At 61.1% G+C, this 14,671-nt stretch carries 15 protein-coding genes; 3 read left to right on the top strand and 12 right to left on the bottom strand.

Annotation, left to right across the window (positions count from 1 at the left end; translation table 11 throughout):
* Nucleotides 1–122: 122 nt before the first annotated feature.
* From NKI24_RS11510 to NKI24_RS11525, 4 genes are all read right to left on the bottom strand, one after another.
* Entirely contained in the window at nt 123–1,070 is a 948-nt protein-coding gene (locus NKI24_RS11510) for an arginase family protein (protein ID WP_352745296.1), read from the bottom strand.
* Between the two features lie 310 nt (nt 1,071–1,380).
* Nucleotides 1,381–1,881, bottom strand: coding sequence for a DUF6496 domain-containing protein (locus NKI24_RS11515; protein ID WP_352451168.1), 501 nt, complete (start codon nt 1,879–1,881; stop codon nt 1,381–1,383).
* Between the two features lie 122 nt (nt 1,882–2,003).
* On the bottom strand, nt 2,004–2,681 hold the full coding sequence (locus tag NKI24_RS11520) for a dienelactone hydrolase family protein (RefSeq protein WP_352451169.1): 678 nt from the start codon (nt 2,679–2,681) through the stop codon (nt 2,004–2,006).
* Nucleotides 2,682–2,692: 11 nt separating this feature from the next.
* Complete coding sequence (locus tag NKI24_RS11525) at nt 2,693–3,409, bottom strand: phosphoribosyltransferase (RefSeq protein WP_352471473.1); 717 nt, start codon at nt 3,407–3,409, stop codon at nt 2,693–2,695.
* A 296-nt stretch (nt 3,410–3,705) separates the two neighbouring features.
* On the opposite strand from NKI24_RS11525, the gene NKI24_RS11530 reads away from it, so the two are divergent.
* On the top strand, nt 3,706–4,134 hold the full coding sequence (locus NKI24_RS11530; protein ID WP_023677862.1) for a CBS domain-containing protein: 429 nt from the start codon (nt 3,706–3,708) through the stop codon (nt 4,132–4,134).
* A gap of 87 nt (nt 4,135–4,221) precedes the next feature.
* On the opposite strand, the gene NKI24_RS11535 is transcribed toward NKI24_RS11530, so the two are convergent.
* The gene (locus tag NKI24_RS11535; RefSeq protein ID WP_352745299.1) at nt 4,222–4,779 is read right to left on the bottom strand and encodes an Hsp20/alpha crystallin family protein; all 558 of its coding nucleotides are present in this window, start codon (nt 4,777–4,779) and stop codon (nt 4,222–4,224) included.
* Nucleotides 4,780–4,980: 201 nt separating this feature from the next.
* On the opposite strand from NKI24_RS11535, the gene NKI24_RS11540 reads away from it, so the two are divergent.
* Entirely contained in the window at nt 4,981–5,418 is a 438-nt protein-coding gene (locus NKI24_RS11540; protein WP_023677864.1) for a DUF2267 domain-containing protein, read from the top strand.
* Nucleotides 5,419–5,467: 49 nt separating this feature from the next.
* On the top strand, nt 5,468–5,938 hold the full coding sequence (locus tag NKI24_RS11545) for a YbhB/YbcL family Raf kinase inhibitor-like protein (RefSeq protein WP_352451172.1): 471 nt from the start codon (nt 5,468–5,470) through the stop codon (nt 5,936–5,938).
* Nucleotides 5,939–5,962: 24 nt separating this feature from the next.
* On the opposite strand, the gene NKI24_RS11550 is transcribed toward NKI24_RS11545, so the two are convergent.
* The 7 genes from NKI24_RS11550 to NKI24_RS11580 form a co-directional block, all read right to left on the bottom strand.
* Nucleotides 5,963–7,438: an FAD-dependent oxidoreductase gene (locus NKI24_RS11550; protein WP_352745302.1), complete on the bottom strand. Its 1,476-nt coding sequence runs from the start codon at nt 7,436–7,438 to the stop codon at nt 5,963–5,965.
* A 1-nt stretch (nt 7,439) separates the two neighbouring features.
* Nucleotides 7,440–8,435: a hypothetical protein gene (locus NKI24_RS11555; protein ID WP_352451216.1), complete on the bottom strand. Its 996-nt coding sequence runs from the start codon at nt 8,433–8,435 to the stop codon at nt 7,440–7,442.
* Nucleotides 8,436–8,797: 362 nt separating this feature from the next.
* Nucleotides 8,798–10,168 (bottom strand): TRAP transporter large permease, encoded by a 1,371-nt coding sequence (locus NKI24_RS11560; RefSeq protein ID WP_352451174.1) that lies wholly within the window; start codon nt 10,166–10,168, stop codon nt 8,798–8,800.
* Between the two features lie 3 nt (nt 10,169–10,171).
* A complete protein-coding gene (locus tag NKI24_RS11565) occupies nt 10,172–11,221 on the bottom strand; it encodes a TRAP transporter small permease subunit (protein WP_352745305.1) in 1,050 nt (349 codons plus the stop codon).
* A gap of 109 nt (nt 11,222–11,330) precedes the next feature.
* Nucleotides 11,331–11,642 carry a twin-arginine translocation signal domain-containing protein gene (locus tag NKI24_RS11570; protein WP_352745308.1) on the bottom strand — a complete coding sequence of 104 codons (312 nt, stop codon included), beginning with the start codon at nt 11,640–11,642 and terminating at the stop codon, nt 11,331–11,333.
* A 549-nt stretch (nt 11,643–12,191) separates the two neighbouring features.
* The gene (locus NKI24_RS11575; RefSeq protein ID WP_352745311.1) at nt 12,192–13,031 is read right to left on the bottom strand and encodes a D-alanyl-D-alanine carboxypeptidase family protein; all 840 of its coding nucleotides are present in this window, start codon (nt 13,029–13,031) and stop codon (nt 12,192–12,194) included.
* Nucleotides 13,032–13,561: 530 nt separating this feature from the next.
* Nucleotides 13,562–14,659 (bottom strand): cupin-like domain-containing protein, encoded by a 1,098-nt coding sequence (locus tag NKI24_RS11580; RefSeq protein WP_352745314.1) that lies wholly within the window; start codon nt 14,657–14,659, stop codon nt 13,562–13,564.
* Nucleotides 14,660–14,671 lie beyond the last annotated feature (12 nt).

Consider the following 14,671-nt stretch of genomic DNA (forward strand, 5'->3'; position numbering starts at 1 on the left):
TCGTTGAGAACGGTTCCCGATGAGGTAGCACCACAGAATGGGTGCGCGCGGCGATCCGTCAGACCGACGGCCATTCGTGCCGGCGGATTGCATTTGTGCACAAGTGCAGGACTCCCATTGGTCTACCGGCCGCGAAGGGAAGCGACCAGAATGTCGATCAGCAGCTCGCCACAGCGACGATCCGGATCGCGGTCGGGATCATAGATCGTCACCTCCATCCCAATCACGCGTGGATCGTTGCACCATGTGCGAAGGGCTTCGACAGCTTCGTCGGGCAAGACACCGCCGGCCTCCGGCGTATCGACAGCCGACATGATCTCGCTGTCCAGCACGTCGACATCGAAGTGAACGAATACACCCTCGATGTCCTGCCCTGCGACCGCGTCAAGCGCTATGCGTGCCGCATCGGCGAAGCCGCGCCGCCGCACTTCAGCCAAATCCATCCGGTGAACATCGGTGTCGAAGACGGCCTTGCACGTGTAAGTCGCGGGGTCCTGCACATCGCGATAGCCAAACGCGACTACGTCGGCCTCACGGACCAAAGGAGTGTGCTCGCCGAAATCGGTCAGGAGCGTCGGGCCATGGCCGGTCACGAAGGCCAAATCCATGCCCGCGGCTCCCTTTGACGGCGAGGTATCCGGCAATTTGAAATCGGTGTGCCCATCGAAGAAGATAAGGCCGTAGCGGCCACGACGCCGTAGCGCGAGCGCAGGGCCAAGCAACACACGGCAATCGCCGCCGAGCATGAGCAGGAACCCTCCCGAGTTCAGCTCCTCGTCGACCGCTTCGGCAAGCGTCTTGGAATACTGGCGCAGGGCCTGGGCATTGCGCACGCCCGTCGCAGGATCCACCTCAGGCCGATAAGACGGAGCCCGAACCGAGCGCAACGGACCGGCGCCTAAACGGTCGGCGAGACCAAGCGATTGAAGTGTCTCCGGCGCCTTCCACACGCCGGGCTCCGGCTCACCCTCCTGCGGCATCAGCCCAAGATTAGAGGGCGCGCCGAGCAAAGCGATATGTCTCGTCTGAGTGGTGTCTCGCGGCATTGTCGTGCTGGCAGCTGAGGTCATGATCAGAGTTCTCCGCGTTATGGGCGATACGCATCATGCTCAAGAAACAGGCTGCGCTTTCCTGATCGGTCTCCCGCTGCCCTTGCCGCCGTGTACCTCCGGTTGGTGTCACGCGTCAGGCAGCGTCGCGAGTGACGCGTATTGCTCGTTCAGCGCCACCGTTTCGTCAGCGGTGATTTCGAAGTCGATGTTGTCCCGCGGATGCAGGTTCGCCTTGGGCAGCGGCGTTGTCCCGCGCTGCCGGGGCAGATCTCGATACCGGTCGCTTGGGCCATATCGGATTTCCAGGAGGCGAACTGCCGTCTTTGAACTATGCGTGGTGCGCGCGCGTTCTGGCGGCCTTCTGCGCCGCCGCCTTCCTTCCGCTGGCGCCTTTCGTCTCGGCGGCCTTCTTGGCAGCGGCCGAGCGCTCCTCAGCCGTCCGGCGCGAGGCCGCACGCTTGGCTTGCTGCGCCAGCGCCTCGTGCGACGCCGTACTCCTCGGCTCGTGCTCGAGCACCTTGGAGACGGCTTTCGAGACCCGCGGGCGGCGTTTCGGCGTGCGTTCACCCTGGCCGGCCTCATAGGCGTATTCGGCGCTTTTGCGCGTGCTCTCCTTCACCTTGCCCTTTTTGGGCGGGGGCAGGTCTACGCCTGCGCGTCTTGCCTCGGAAAGCCCGATGGCGATGGCCTGCTGGGTCGAGCGCGCGCCGTGCTCGCCGCGGCGGATTTTATCGATCTCCTCGTGCACGAACTCGCCGGCCTGTGTGCTCGGCGATTTGCCCTCGCGCTTGTCCTTTCGGGCCTTCTCGATGGTTTTCTTGTCCGGCATTGTCTTTCTCCCTCATACGGGTTGCGACAGCCATTCGGGTTGCAGCTGCGCGCGGTCTTATGAGGATCATAACGCGTTGAGGACGCAAATGATCCCGGGACTGGTGATCCAAGCCCCAGCTGTCAGGACGTCGACGCCGATCTGTCCGAAATCAGATGGCGCAAGAACCATCGGCTCGCCAGGCCCGCGACTTCGTCCAGGGCGCCGGGCTCCTCGAACAGGTGCGTCGCGCCAGGGACGATGGCGAGCTCCTTCTCGCAGTGGAGCGCCGCCAGCGCCGAGCGGTTGAGCGCGATCACCTGCTTGTCCGCGCCTCCGACGACGAGCAAGGTCGGCGCCCGGACGCGCGGCAGGGCGTGCGCTGCAAGATCGGGCCGGCCACCACGCGAAACCACGGCCGCGGCCTGGTCGGGCCGCTCGGCCGCCGCCACCAGGGCGGCACCGGCGCCCGTGCTCGCGCCGAAATAGCCAAGACGCAACCCCGATGTTTCCGGCGAGGCGCCGAGCCAATCCGTGACGCCGACCAGCCGCTCGGCGAGCAGTCCGATATTGAAGCGCAACTCGGCCGTGACCTGGTCGATCCGCTCCTCTTCGGCCGTTAACAGGTCGATGAGGAAGGCGGCGAGGTTCGCCTCGTTCAGCCTTCCTGCCACGTAGCGGTTGCGCGGGCTGTGGCGGCTGCTTCCGCTGCCATGGGCAAAGAGCACAAGGCCACGAGCATCCGAGGGCAACGAAAGATTGCCCTCAAGCGTGACAGGTCCCGCGGGAACATGCACGACGTGCTCGCTATCCCGGTCCATATCCATCTCCGCTATGTCGATCTGGTGCCAGGCGCCGGACCCGCGCCCGCGCGCCCAGCCAATTCCTCTTCGGAAGCGGCGGGCTTGGGCCCGGACCTGGCGAGGAGCGCGCGGACCTCTTCATCGCTCGTCTGCGAGAAATCCACGTACCAGCGCCCGACACCCAGCAACGGCTCTGGTGTCGTCGCGCAAACGACCTCGTCGGCGTCCGCCCGCATCGCGTCGCAAGTGTCGGGGCTACCGACGGGAACGGCCGCGACAATATGGGCGGCGTGGTTTTTTCGCAGCGCCTTGATCCCGGCCCGCATGGTCGATCCGGTCGCAAGCCCGTCATCCACGAGGATAATGGTTCGTCCATTCAACTGCGGTGGGGGTCGCCCGTCCCTATAGAGGTGCTCGCGGCGCAGAAGCTCTTTTTCCTCCCTTGCAGCGACCGCGTCGATGACATGTGGCGGGATCGCGAGACCGTTGACGATTTCGTCGTTCAGGACACGTACGCCTGAGGGCGCGATCGCCCCCATGGCCAGTTCCTCGTGGCCGGGGACGCCGAGCTTGCGCACGACGAAGACGTCGAGCGGTGCCTTGAGTGCCTGCGCGACCTCGTAGCCGACCGGCACGCCGCCTCGGGGCAGCGCCAATACGATCACATCGTCGCGGCCGGCAAAGCGAACGAGTTCCCCGGCGAGTTGCCGCCCGGCCTCGCGGCGATCTGAAAAGATGATAGCCATGACCTTCAATCCGCGTGCATCTGTTTTCCCGGCGGATGTTTTTTCACCAGCCTGCGTCCACATTCCGTGGGATGGCTGCGGCACCGGTACCATTTTGGAACTCGCTCGCTGCCTGGACGTTCCAAGAATAGTTTCGATCGCGAGGTGCCGGCACCGGCACGCGCCTCAGCGCGGATCGGGAAGATCGAAGTAGTGATCCGTACATGCCTCGTCCGGCCAGCTGGCAATCTAGCGATGCGTCGCAACAGGTCCGTCTGGCGACTTGTTGCCTCAGCAATCAGGGAAAGGAAGATCCCATGCAAGTTCAGGAGATCATGAGCCGTCGGACCGAACTGGTCGGCCCGAACACGACAATCAGGGATGCCGCCCGGAAAATGCGGGCCGACAATCTCGGCGCCCTTCCGGTCGGCGAGAATGACAGGCTGGTCGGCATGGTGACAGACCGCGACATCGTGATGCGCGGCGTCGCCGAGGAGCGCTCAGCCGGCAACACGACCGTTCGCGAGGTCATGTCCGAGCATGTCTATTGGTGCTTCGATGACGCCGATATCACCGATGCGGCGAAGATCATGGCCAAGCATCAGGTGCGTCGTCTTCCGGTGATCAATCACGACAAGCGCCTCGTCGGCGTCATCGCCCTGGCCGACCTCGGGCGGACCGATGAGGAAGCCGCCAAAATCGCTCTCGAAGGCGTTTCCGAGGCAACGGACGATCCCCGGCGCTAGACGCTCGCTGGGCGGTTGCCGCCGTGCTCGCCGTTCTTCTCCATCTGGGCTGAACGCCGCCTGCTCAGGCAGCCTTCAGTTTGGCAACTATCGCGCTTTCACTTCTATGCGGCGTGTCTTGTCCTTTGCAGCGGGGTTCTTCGGAAGCTCGACAGCCAAAATGCCGTTTCTGAAAGTGGCCTGCACCTTGTCGGCATCGATCTCCGCTTCCAGCGGGATGGTCCGCTGAAACCGGCCATAACTGCGTTCGCTGTAGGTGCGGCCGCCTTCGCCTTCCTTGTGCTCCGAACGCTTCTCGCCCGTTATAAAGAGGGTGTTTTCGCGCAGCTTGAGCTCAACGTCCTTCTGCTCGAGCCCCGGCAATTCGGCGGTGACCTTATAGGCTTGGTCTGTTTCATGTACGTCGACGCTCGGCCAAAGATCGCCGGCCGTAGTCGCTTCGGCCATCGGCGCGAAGAAGTCGTCGAACAGGCGGTCAATCTGCCGGTGGAATGACGTGAGCGGGTCGCGCGCGGATGGGTAGAGGCTGCGCGATGGCGTCCGGGGCGCCAAATCGTGATGTGCCATGGTTCTTCTCCTGTTTTTTGTGTCTGCATCACTCGTCGCCATGTGATCGGCGACGGCAAACAAAACTCGTCCACCCATGAGGATGTTCCGGTGCCGGCCAAGAAAGGTGGTCGAAAAACAGCGGCAAAAAAGCCGGCCCGAATCCCCTCATGACGGGCCGACAACAGACGGGACCTCCGACAATAAATGCGCATCAGGACATGCGCATGGGGGAACAACGGGCAGGTACGGCTGTTTGGTCACATCACCTAGTCGGATTTGAACGGAAGGAGGATCTCGATGAACGCCACCGGACTCGACGTATTCGACAAGACACTGCAGACCACGAACATCTGGCTCGACGAGATCATGGACGAGATTGGACCGGATCGGCAGGTCGCCTGGCACGTTCTCGGAGCGGTGCTGCACGCCCTGCGCGACCGTATGCAGCCGGATCTTGCAGCCCACCTCGGCTCGCAGCTGCCGATCCTGGTGCGCGGCGCCTTCTATGACCAATATCAGCCTTCCAAAGCTCCCGAGAAGATGCGGTCGCTCGACGAGTTTCTGGCCAAGATCAAGGCGGAGCTGGAATTTACCCGCCCGGTCGATTCCAAGGATGCATTCAGGGTCGTGTCCAAGGTACTCGCCCATCACGTCGGAGAAGGACAGATGCACAAGGTCTGGGAATCCCTGCCGGGCGAGATAAGACGCGTCGCCGAAGCTCAGCAAGCGGCGTGAACGGCGCAGGCGCGGGCTTCTCGGTCGCAACCTCCTTGGGGAAATAGCAATGCCACTCACCCTTATCAGCCCGGCGTTCCGGGCAGGCGGAAGAATTCCCGAAAAATATGCGCGTGACGGCCAGAACGTCTCGCCGCCGCTGAAGTGGTCCGGTGTCCCGGATGGTACCAAGAGCCTTGTTCTTGTCGTGCGGGATCCCGATGCACCAAGCGGGATTTTCGGGCACTGGGCGGTGTTCAACATCCCGCCGGATACCGGGGGACTAGCCGAGGCCGAAGACGGCAAGCCCGGCCCGTCGGCACTCAGGCAAGGCACCAACGATTTCGGCAATGCGTATTACGATGGTCCGCAGCCGCCTGCAGGGCACGGCGTCCACCATTACCACTTCCTGCTGGCCGCGCTCGATGTGCCGAGCCTCAGCGTACCAGGACAGGCGGGCGTGCATCAGGTCTGGAAGCAAGCCCAGAAACACGCATTGGAGGAGACGGAGCTGGTCGGAACCTACGAACGGCCGGCGTGACGCGGGCCGTGTCGGTCGCCGCCTTCACAATGTAATCTGGGCAAGCGGTTTTCGGGCAGGGCCGTGGATGACCGAACCGTCGGCGGCGAAGATCGAGCCGTGGCAGGGACAATCCCAGGTGTGGTCCGCATTGTTCCAGGTTACGGTGCAGCCCTTGTGGGTGCAAATCGCCGAAACCGCCTGGAGTGCGCCTTCGGTGTCTCTCCACGCCGCAATCTTTTCGTCTCCCCTGACGATCACGCCGCCCATACCAGGCGCAATGTCGTGGGTGCTCGAGACGATCGATTGACTGCGGCCGTTCTTGTGGAAGGCCTCAGGATAGGGCCGGGCCGGATCGTAGAGTTGTTGCCATGGGCTCGGGCGGCCGCAGATCAGGTCGGCGATCATCGCGCCCACGGCCGTCCCGTTGGTGATGCCCCAGGCGTTGAAGCCCGTGGCAATGTGGAAGCCGGCGGCCTTGGCGGGATCGGGTTCGCCGGCATATGGGATCCTGTCGGCCGTATCATAGTCCTCATTGCACCAGCGCCACGCGACGTCGCCGACCGGAAGGTTCTTTCTTGCCCAGTTTTCCAGTTCGACAAACCGCTTGGCCACGTCGCCGTCCCAGCCGGTGTTGAACTTGGGGCCGAGCGTGACCAGCAGTGGCCCTTCGGCATCACGGCCCGTGCGGATGGAATGCGTCGGGTCGTCGATGCCGATGAACATGCCGTCGACAGGGAGGGGATCGTCGATCCGAAAGGCCATGGCGGTGTGGCAGCGCGGTTGCGTCCGGTTCGCCATGCCGACGGGGCTCTTCACCGTCATGTTGGTGGCGACGACGACGTGCCCGGCATCAACGGCGCCGCCATCGGTGACGACGCGCCAGCGGCTTGCCTCGTCGATCGAGGTGGCGCGGCTGTTTTCGAAGATCCGACCGCCACGGGCCGTCACCGCTTCCGCCAGGCCAACCAGATACATCGCCGGATTGAACTGCGCCTGGTCGGGGAACCGTAGCGCGGCGGCCGTTACGAAAGGCAGCGGCGCGCGGTCGAGGATCTCGGCCTCCAGCCCGACCTGGCGCGCGGCCTCCGCCTCGGCCGCAATCTCCGCGCGCCGGCTTTCACTGCAGGTGTAGCTATAGGCGTCCTTGCTCTCGAGATCGCAGGCGATGGCGTACTCGCGAACCCAATCGCGGATCTGTTTGGCGCCGGCGGAATTCGCATCGGCATAGGTCCGCGCCAGGTCCCGGCCTACGCTGTCAATGAGATGACGATAGATCAGCGCATGCTGCGTGGTGATCTTGGCCGTCGAGCGGCCGGTCACCTGGCCACCTGTCCGCAAGCCTTCCAAGACGATCACCGACCGGCCCGTCTCGCAAAGCCGAAGCGCCGTCGTCAGCCCGACGATTCCAGCCCCCACGACAACGGCGTCCGCACGGACCAAACCTTCGAGCTGGGGATAGTTCGTGGAGGTGGCCGTCGCCACCCAACAGCTCCCCGGTTTTCCCAAGAGAGTGGCCATTTCAACCGCGTTCCTTGCTTTTGCTTTTCGATGCACTTTCATCGACAACCGCGCCGGCAGAGGAACGTTCCCGAGGTTCGTCGCTTTCAATCGTTCTCTCGCCACCCCGGGTCAGAAAAGCACCGGGAAGATGCGAGGTGCAGGCCATCACCCAGGTGATCGCCTCGCGGTCGTATTCGTCGCCGGAGCGCCAGTCCTCGAAGAAGGCGTTCAGCCTATCGACACGCCCCGGCCAGATACCGGCGGCCTGCAGGCCGAGCGAAACGCCGTAATTGGTGAAGGCGAACTTGGTATCGCGCAGCCATGGCGCGCGGCTGAAATAACCGGGCGGGTCGACCCACATCGTTTCCAGGGTTCGCAGCGAACGCCTCGTCTGGGCCTCGGCCCACGGCTCGTCGGGAAAGAAATGGGCGAGCCACAGCATCATGCCGAGGCCGAGGTCCTGGTCGATGTCGAGGCTGCGCCAATCGCGCACCATCAGGTCACGCATCTGCGCGATCTCGGGCGCCAGTTCCTCGTCGTCGAGCATTCGGTAAGAGACGTAGCCGTCATAGGCATCCATGCTGCCGAGGCCGTAGCCGGGGTAAGGACCGCTCAAATCCTCCTGCATCTTCCAGATCACGCCGCGGCCGGGGACCACAAACGCCGGGTGAATGTCCCGCGCCAGCGTAATGCCGCGCTTGCGGTATTCCGGCTTCAGATCGCCGAGACGCGCCAGGGCAAACAGCCACATCGCCAGATAGTGGAAATACTGGCCGTCGCGATCGGCCGCTTCGCCGATCCTCAGTCCGCGCCGGCGGCCGAGCACACGCTCGACATCGGCCACCAGCCGCTCGGCTTCGCCCAGCCAGCGCTCTTCGCCAGTTTCCGCATAAAGCGAGACGTAGAGCACGACCCCGAATGCATCGGTCCACAGATATCGCAAGCCGTTGGGCCAGATGCCTTCGGCGCGCATCCAGTCGAGTTTTTGCAGGACATAATCGACGTCACGCAGCATCGTCACGCAGCATCGCGCCAAGCCCCGAACTGGCAGAGCCGGCCCGTGTTCGGTGTCCCGCGATTGTGAGCATGCAGAATTTCGAGCATGTCTCTCCTCGTCCGATTGATCTATCGCGAAACGATCTGATCGGCGGCGGGTTCCTTGGCCATCTCGGCAAGGACAGATGGGGCGGCATTCCCGGGGCGGCGTAGGCGAGATAACCAAGACTGGTCGAGTGCGATAAACCCGCACTCGCAGCCAGGATTGTTTCAAGAAGCGATCTCATGACGACGCGCAAAGGAAGGCAAAAAGGTGACGCCGTTCAAGCGAAAAGCTATCAAATTCGACTGATCCTCGGTGTCGGCAAGCCGCAAATGTGGTCAATTGGCTCCGTACATGACCTTCGGGAGCCAGACGACGATTGAGGGGAACACGATGCATAGTCCCACTCCGATCGCCTGCAGGCACAAGAAGGGGACTGCGGATCGAAAGATCGTCGCCATCGAGATCTCCGGCGGCGCAACGCTCTTCAGATAGAACAGCGAATAGCCGAAAGGCGGGCTAAGGAACGCCATCTGCATGTTGACCATGAAAATGACACCATACCACAGTGGCACGTCTTCAGGAGCCACACCGGCTAGCCCAAACGTGCCGCCGAATTCGAGTGGCTTTAGGATGGGCAGAAATATCGGTACGGTGAGAAGGAGAATGCCCACCCAGTCCAGAAACATGCCCAGGACGAACAGAATGATCATCATCAGAACAAGAACGCCGTAAGGCGCCAAGCCTGTTCCGAGTATCGATTCGGCTACGAAGTTCTGCCCACCTTTCAGGATGAAGAAACCGACGAACATGGTGGCGCCGAAGAATATCCACATGACCATCGCCGTGGCCTTGAGCGTCGCGACACAGGCCTCCCGGATCGTGTCCCAGGTCAGGCGCCGATGTGCGGCGCAGACGATGAAAGCCCCGAACGTACCGATGCCGGCGGCTTCGACCGGCGTGGCAATGCCCATGAAGATGACCCCGAGCACAAGCAGGATCAGCAGTATCGGCATGAACGTCCGGCGCAAAAGCTTGAGTTTTTGGGCGAAGTCAATGCGCTCGTTCGGCGGCAACGCCGGGCCGAGTTTGGGGTCGATGTAACAGCGCGCCGTCACGTAGGCGACGTACATCCCGGACAGCAGCAGCCCGGGAAATACCGACCCGATCAAAAGCTCGCCCAGCGACTGCTGCGCCACGACGGCATAGACGATCGCCATGACGGAAGGGGGTATGAGAATGCCTAGGGTCCCGCCAGCAAGAAGCGAGCCGCAGGCGAGCTTGGCGTCGTAGTTGCGGCGCAGCATGGCCGGGAGCGCGATCATGCCCATCGTCACTTCCGTCGCCCCGACGACACCGACCATCGCGGCCAGCAGCGTGCAGGAGATCACCGTGGCCGATGCGAGCCCGCCTTTGAGTCCGCCCAGCCATTTGTAGACGACATCGAACAGCTCCTCGATGATGCCCGCCTTCTCGAGAATCGCGGCCATGAAGATGAAAAGCGGCACCGCCGAGAGCTGATAATCCGTCATGAACGGGAAGACCCGAGACGGCAGCATGTTCAGCATGGCCGAATTGCCGAATAGAAAGAGGAAAAGCACGGCAAGGCTGCCGGTGCAAAAGGCCATCGGTAATCCGAGCAGCAAAAGTACGCCCAGACCCCCGAACATCAATATGCTGAGCCACAGGATCGGAAGCTCGAGGCCCATCGCTCAGCCGACCCTTCCAAATGCAGTGGCGATGTCTCGCATCAGCCGGGATAGACCCTGAAGCAACAGGAGCGCTGCCCCGACGGGGATCGCGAGCTTTACCGGCCAGTATTGGATGCCCCATTCGGTGAATGAGCGTTCGCCAACCGCCGTGGCATCGCTCGCAAATCGCCATCCTGTGACCAGCATGGTGCCGGTGAACAAGAAGAAGAAGGCCGAGGTGATGATGTCGCAGACAGCACGACCGCGTTCGGAGAGATGGCTGTAGACGATGTCTACCCTGACATGCGTTTCGTCACGGTAGGCATAGGCGCCTGCCAGCATGTACTGGATGCCGAACATAAGAAACATGCTTTCATGTACCCAGTTGGTCGGTGAGTTGAAAACAAAACGGGCCACCACTTCGTAGTAGTACGCCACCACTGCGAGAACCGACCAATACGCGACGAACTCGCCCGTCACGCGTACCAGCCAGTCGACCGGCTGGAACAACGCGAGCGGTTGCTTGACGGGCGTGGCTGGCACATCGACTACGAGCGGATGGTCGGCCGCGGCGCGCTCGATCTCACGGGTGCGGGCGCGCCGCACAAGACCGGGTATTAGAAGGGCGTCGCCTGCGAGAGCGAGACCAAGCAGAAGTCCGGCAATTCGGCCGATGCTGTTGGCGCGCTCGAGCCCATGGGCGGCGGCGCTCAGATTATCGCGCGCCACCGTGGCGTCTGCCTCAGCTTTCGCCAGGCGATCGGCAGCGCCTTCTTTGCTGGCTGCGACATCTGCCTTGGCACGCGGCAACAGCCTTTCGGCGTGTTCGCTCTGGGATCGCGCGAGCGACACTGCCTCACGTCCGTCGCGTACCTGGGCGCTCGTCCAAAGCACTGCAATGAACAGCGGGATAAAAATGAATCCCCACCTGCTCTTCAGATAAAACCGGTGCATGCCGAGGAAGCCTGCAGTGACCAGGAACAGGTAAGCAAGAAAGAGATTTGGACGGCCGGCATCGCGCTGTGCCCGCTCGCGATGGACAAGGAAGACCGCAACGAGCGGGAAAAGCACGAGGCTTGACCAGTATAGCCAGTGCGGCAGCACAAATGTGAGTGAGGGCATCGGCGACTGCCTCTTGCAGGAGAGTGCGCCCGCCCGGACAGGACGGGCGCGGAGAGCCTCAGAGGTTGATCGACAATCCCTGATACATGTCCGGCGTCACGTAACCGACGGTCGGGTTCTCCATCACACCCTTGAACGGCTGAAATTCGAGTTGGCCTCCGGTCTTTTCCTTGATGGTCCCACACCAGCTCTGGAAAGTTTCAAGTCCGACACCCGCCGGCCACGAGGTTTGAATCTTCCAGATGATCGTGTCAGCGGCTCCGGCCTTTCGAACCCAGGGAGCGGTAAGCGCCGTCGCCGTTAGCCCAGTGACAAGTCCACTCGTCTTCAGAAATCTTCGCCTTGATTGGGAATGCGATTCTCCGTCCATTGTCTTCCTCCCTGTTCGGCAAGCGGACCTGGGCCCGCCGCCGGTCTCAAAACGTAAAATTCAATGACACAACGGATGCCCCTTTCTTGCGGGACCAGAGCTGCCCCTTTCCGCATCGGTTGTGGCTGAATTGCCAAGGCCGCTAACGAGAGCGAAAGGAACTGGCGCGCAGCTTGCAAATAACATAGCGCGGCGCGATGATTTTCAATCACTGCGCGCCCGACCCGCAATGCTCGTGCGGTTTCAATAAATCCACGGTTTTAGTGGGTTATCGGCTAGTCAACGCGGCGTTCCTTCGGCTTATACGAAGCTCGGTGCGGCTTCCGTCCCTGCTTCTCAAGCCGAAACATTGGCCAGGTTGACCTTGCCCCTCTGATCTAATGCGGTTTGAAGTTCGTTCTGGCCCATCGAGAGGACCAGGACATGAATGCGAGACGTTCAGGGAACGAAACAGATTTTCAACAACCTGCTAGTAGTTTCGTCATGACGGCCACTCGCCGCAGCTCGGGTGGGCTGAGCATCCCCTATCATGCTCGATTTCTCGTCACATCACACCTCATCCAAAGCGCTCAAGAGAAGCCGCATATCCGCATAGCGGGCATCATCCGAAGGAGAGCAGAGTATGACCGAGGCTAATTTCGCCCCCGAGGTCGTCTGCGAATAGATGGTAAGGTTATAGGTCTTGGGCCGGAGCGTTCCAGTCTTGCCACCCAAAACATCGTCGCCTTCAATCATTTTTACAGACGACGTGATTTGTTGGGTTCTAGCATTCGGCCCTATGATCGTCATGTTGTAGGTGGCGCGGCCCCACACACTCGAAATCGCTGGGCGCTCGATCGCATCCACCAGGAGCTTCGCTATGTCCGCACAGGTTGTGATCTGTGCCGGGGCATAGAGCCCATGCGGATTAACGAAAGTCGAATTGGTCATTCCGAGACTGGCGGCCGTCGCGTTCATCTCCTGAACGAAACGAGGAACAGAGCTTGCCTCGTTTTCCTCGATATCAATCAGAAGCTGGCCGAAAGTCCGTGCCACGACGTTGGCCGTGACGTTGGAGGACGGCAGCATCATGTTTGCGATCGCATCCTGAAAGGAAAAGCGATCACCCACGTTAATGTTTTTGCCCGACCCCTTTGCTTTGTCCTCTACGATCATCTCCATCATGGTGTTCAAGGAACGTTCGCACCGAGATGCCACATTGAGCGCTGTGATGGTGGTCACTAGCTTTGTGAGGGAGGCAGGGGGGAAAGAGCCCTGCGGGTTCTTTTCAAACACCGCTTGAGGAGCTCCTGCGGATGGGATCTTCAGGACTATCGCAGCTTGAGCTGAGAGCGCGATGGAGTTCAGCACTTCGCGGCGGGTCCGGTCAACATGGTAGCACTTGAGCATGGTAGCATGCCTCCCGCAGCTGCAATGACCCGAGCTCAGTCGACGCAAACAGGACGTTGGTGATGTCTACGCGTCTCCAGAGGCTAGTCTTGATTTGCCCATCCGGTGGTGTTTCGTGTGGTGCCGCGTCCTCCGCCGCGTCCTCTGGTCATTCACGAAGAGCACGCCCCATGGCGGCAGAGACCGGCGCGATACTCCCATGCTGACCTCGCTCCAGTTTCGATCATGACCTGTGTGCTCATCCCAGCTTGCAATGCTACAGGCGCTGCTTTCAAAGACACCGGTCTCAGAACAATTCGAACTGAATAGAAGCTTGACCGGCCCGAGGGTCATTAGTCGGTCAGCTGAAAGAGTGCGAATGTCACCGCTCATCGGTTGCTGGTAACGTTTGCTCACAGCGCTCAGCCAAACCGTCACGTAACCGCCGTCCCCTCCTCAGCTTGTCGCAGGATGAAGGCGATCTGCACCTCCGAAAACTTCAACTCAGTGGAAAATTCCAGCTCAGAACGGTCAGAAATCCGGGATGCAGGTCAATGCCGAACAGGTAGTCCAGCCGCGGGATGCGAGAGCGCCTCAAACTCTGCCTTCGTTAGGTCTTGCTCGGTCTGAAAACACCGCGCCATGAGGACTCCGAGATCTTCGGGGATCCGCAACGCCTTTGCTTGGTCCCGCCCCAACTGCGCCAGGAATGCGCACCATTGATCGTATTCCGTTTTGCCGGTGTCGCTCTTCCACTCAACATAGGCATGCTTGGCCAGAGTCTTAATTTCGTGGCTGGGAATCGGTTCGATGCCGTAACGGTATGCGCCTTGCAGGACCTGATAGCCGAATACAAGCAGAGCGCCGGCCCAGTCCAGCGCACTCCGTCTCAAACGCCGGTTGATGCTGACGGAGAATCCCTCGGTTTCAACCTCATGCCACCAATCGACCGGCATATACAAAACGTCACCTGCATTCAGTACGGCAATCTCTCCATGCAGTTGATTCAACAACGGGAACTGGTCAAAACCGGGATTATTCAAATCCACAAGCGCCCGCCTGGGCTTGTCGGCCGTCTTTTCATGCTGCGGATAGATGAAACTATAATCCCAAGGGGGGAACATTTTTACGGCTTTTGTCCCGTGTAGCTGCACCAGGAATGCGTACCAATGATCATAATGCGCCTTGGCGGCAACCCCTTCGGAAGCAACATAGGGAGACGAGCCAACGAACTCCAGGTCGCTTGGCCAAGGCAATGCCTCCAGAAGGCTGCTCGGGACTTTCCCGCCAAACATGTAGTAGCGCTCGTTTGCATCGATCAGTGGTTGCCATTCCCCCTGGCCTAGGATCCGCTCGAACAACTCACGGAAGGTCATTTCGTGTGTCATCCCGCTCTTGCGTAAGACATAGGATGCAGTGGAAACCGTGGTCTCGTCCCCTGGAACCACCGTAACCTGCCCGGTATGCCGCGCCCATTTGGGGTCATCCAATCCCCAACCGTCGGAGGCTGCAACCCAGCCTCGAACAACAAACGGCCGATTTTGTCGGATTGCCGTGGAGATTTGCTTGCTGTCAATCTCCTCGATCGGTTTCATGTTAAGCTTCGGCGTTTCGCCAGCTGATTCAGCGAGTTTGGCGTTGCTGGCCATGGTTTCCACTCT

Source organism: Mesorhizobium sp. M0701 (assembly GCF_040320365.1).
Lineage (GTDB): Bacteria > Pseudomonadota > Alphaproteobacteria > Rhizobiales > Rhizobiaceae > Mesorhizobium.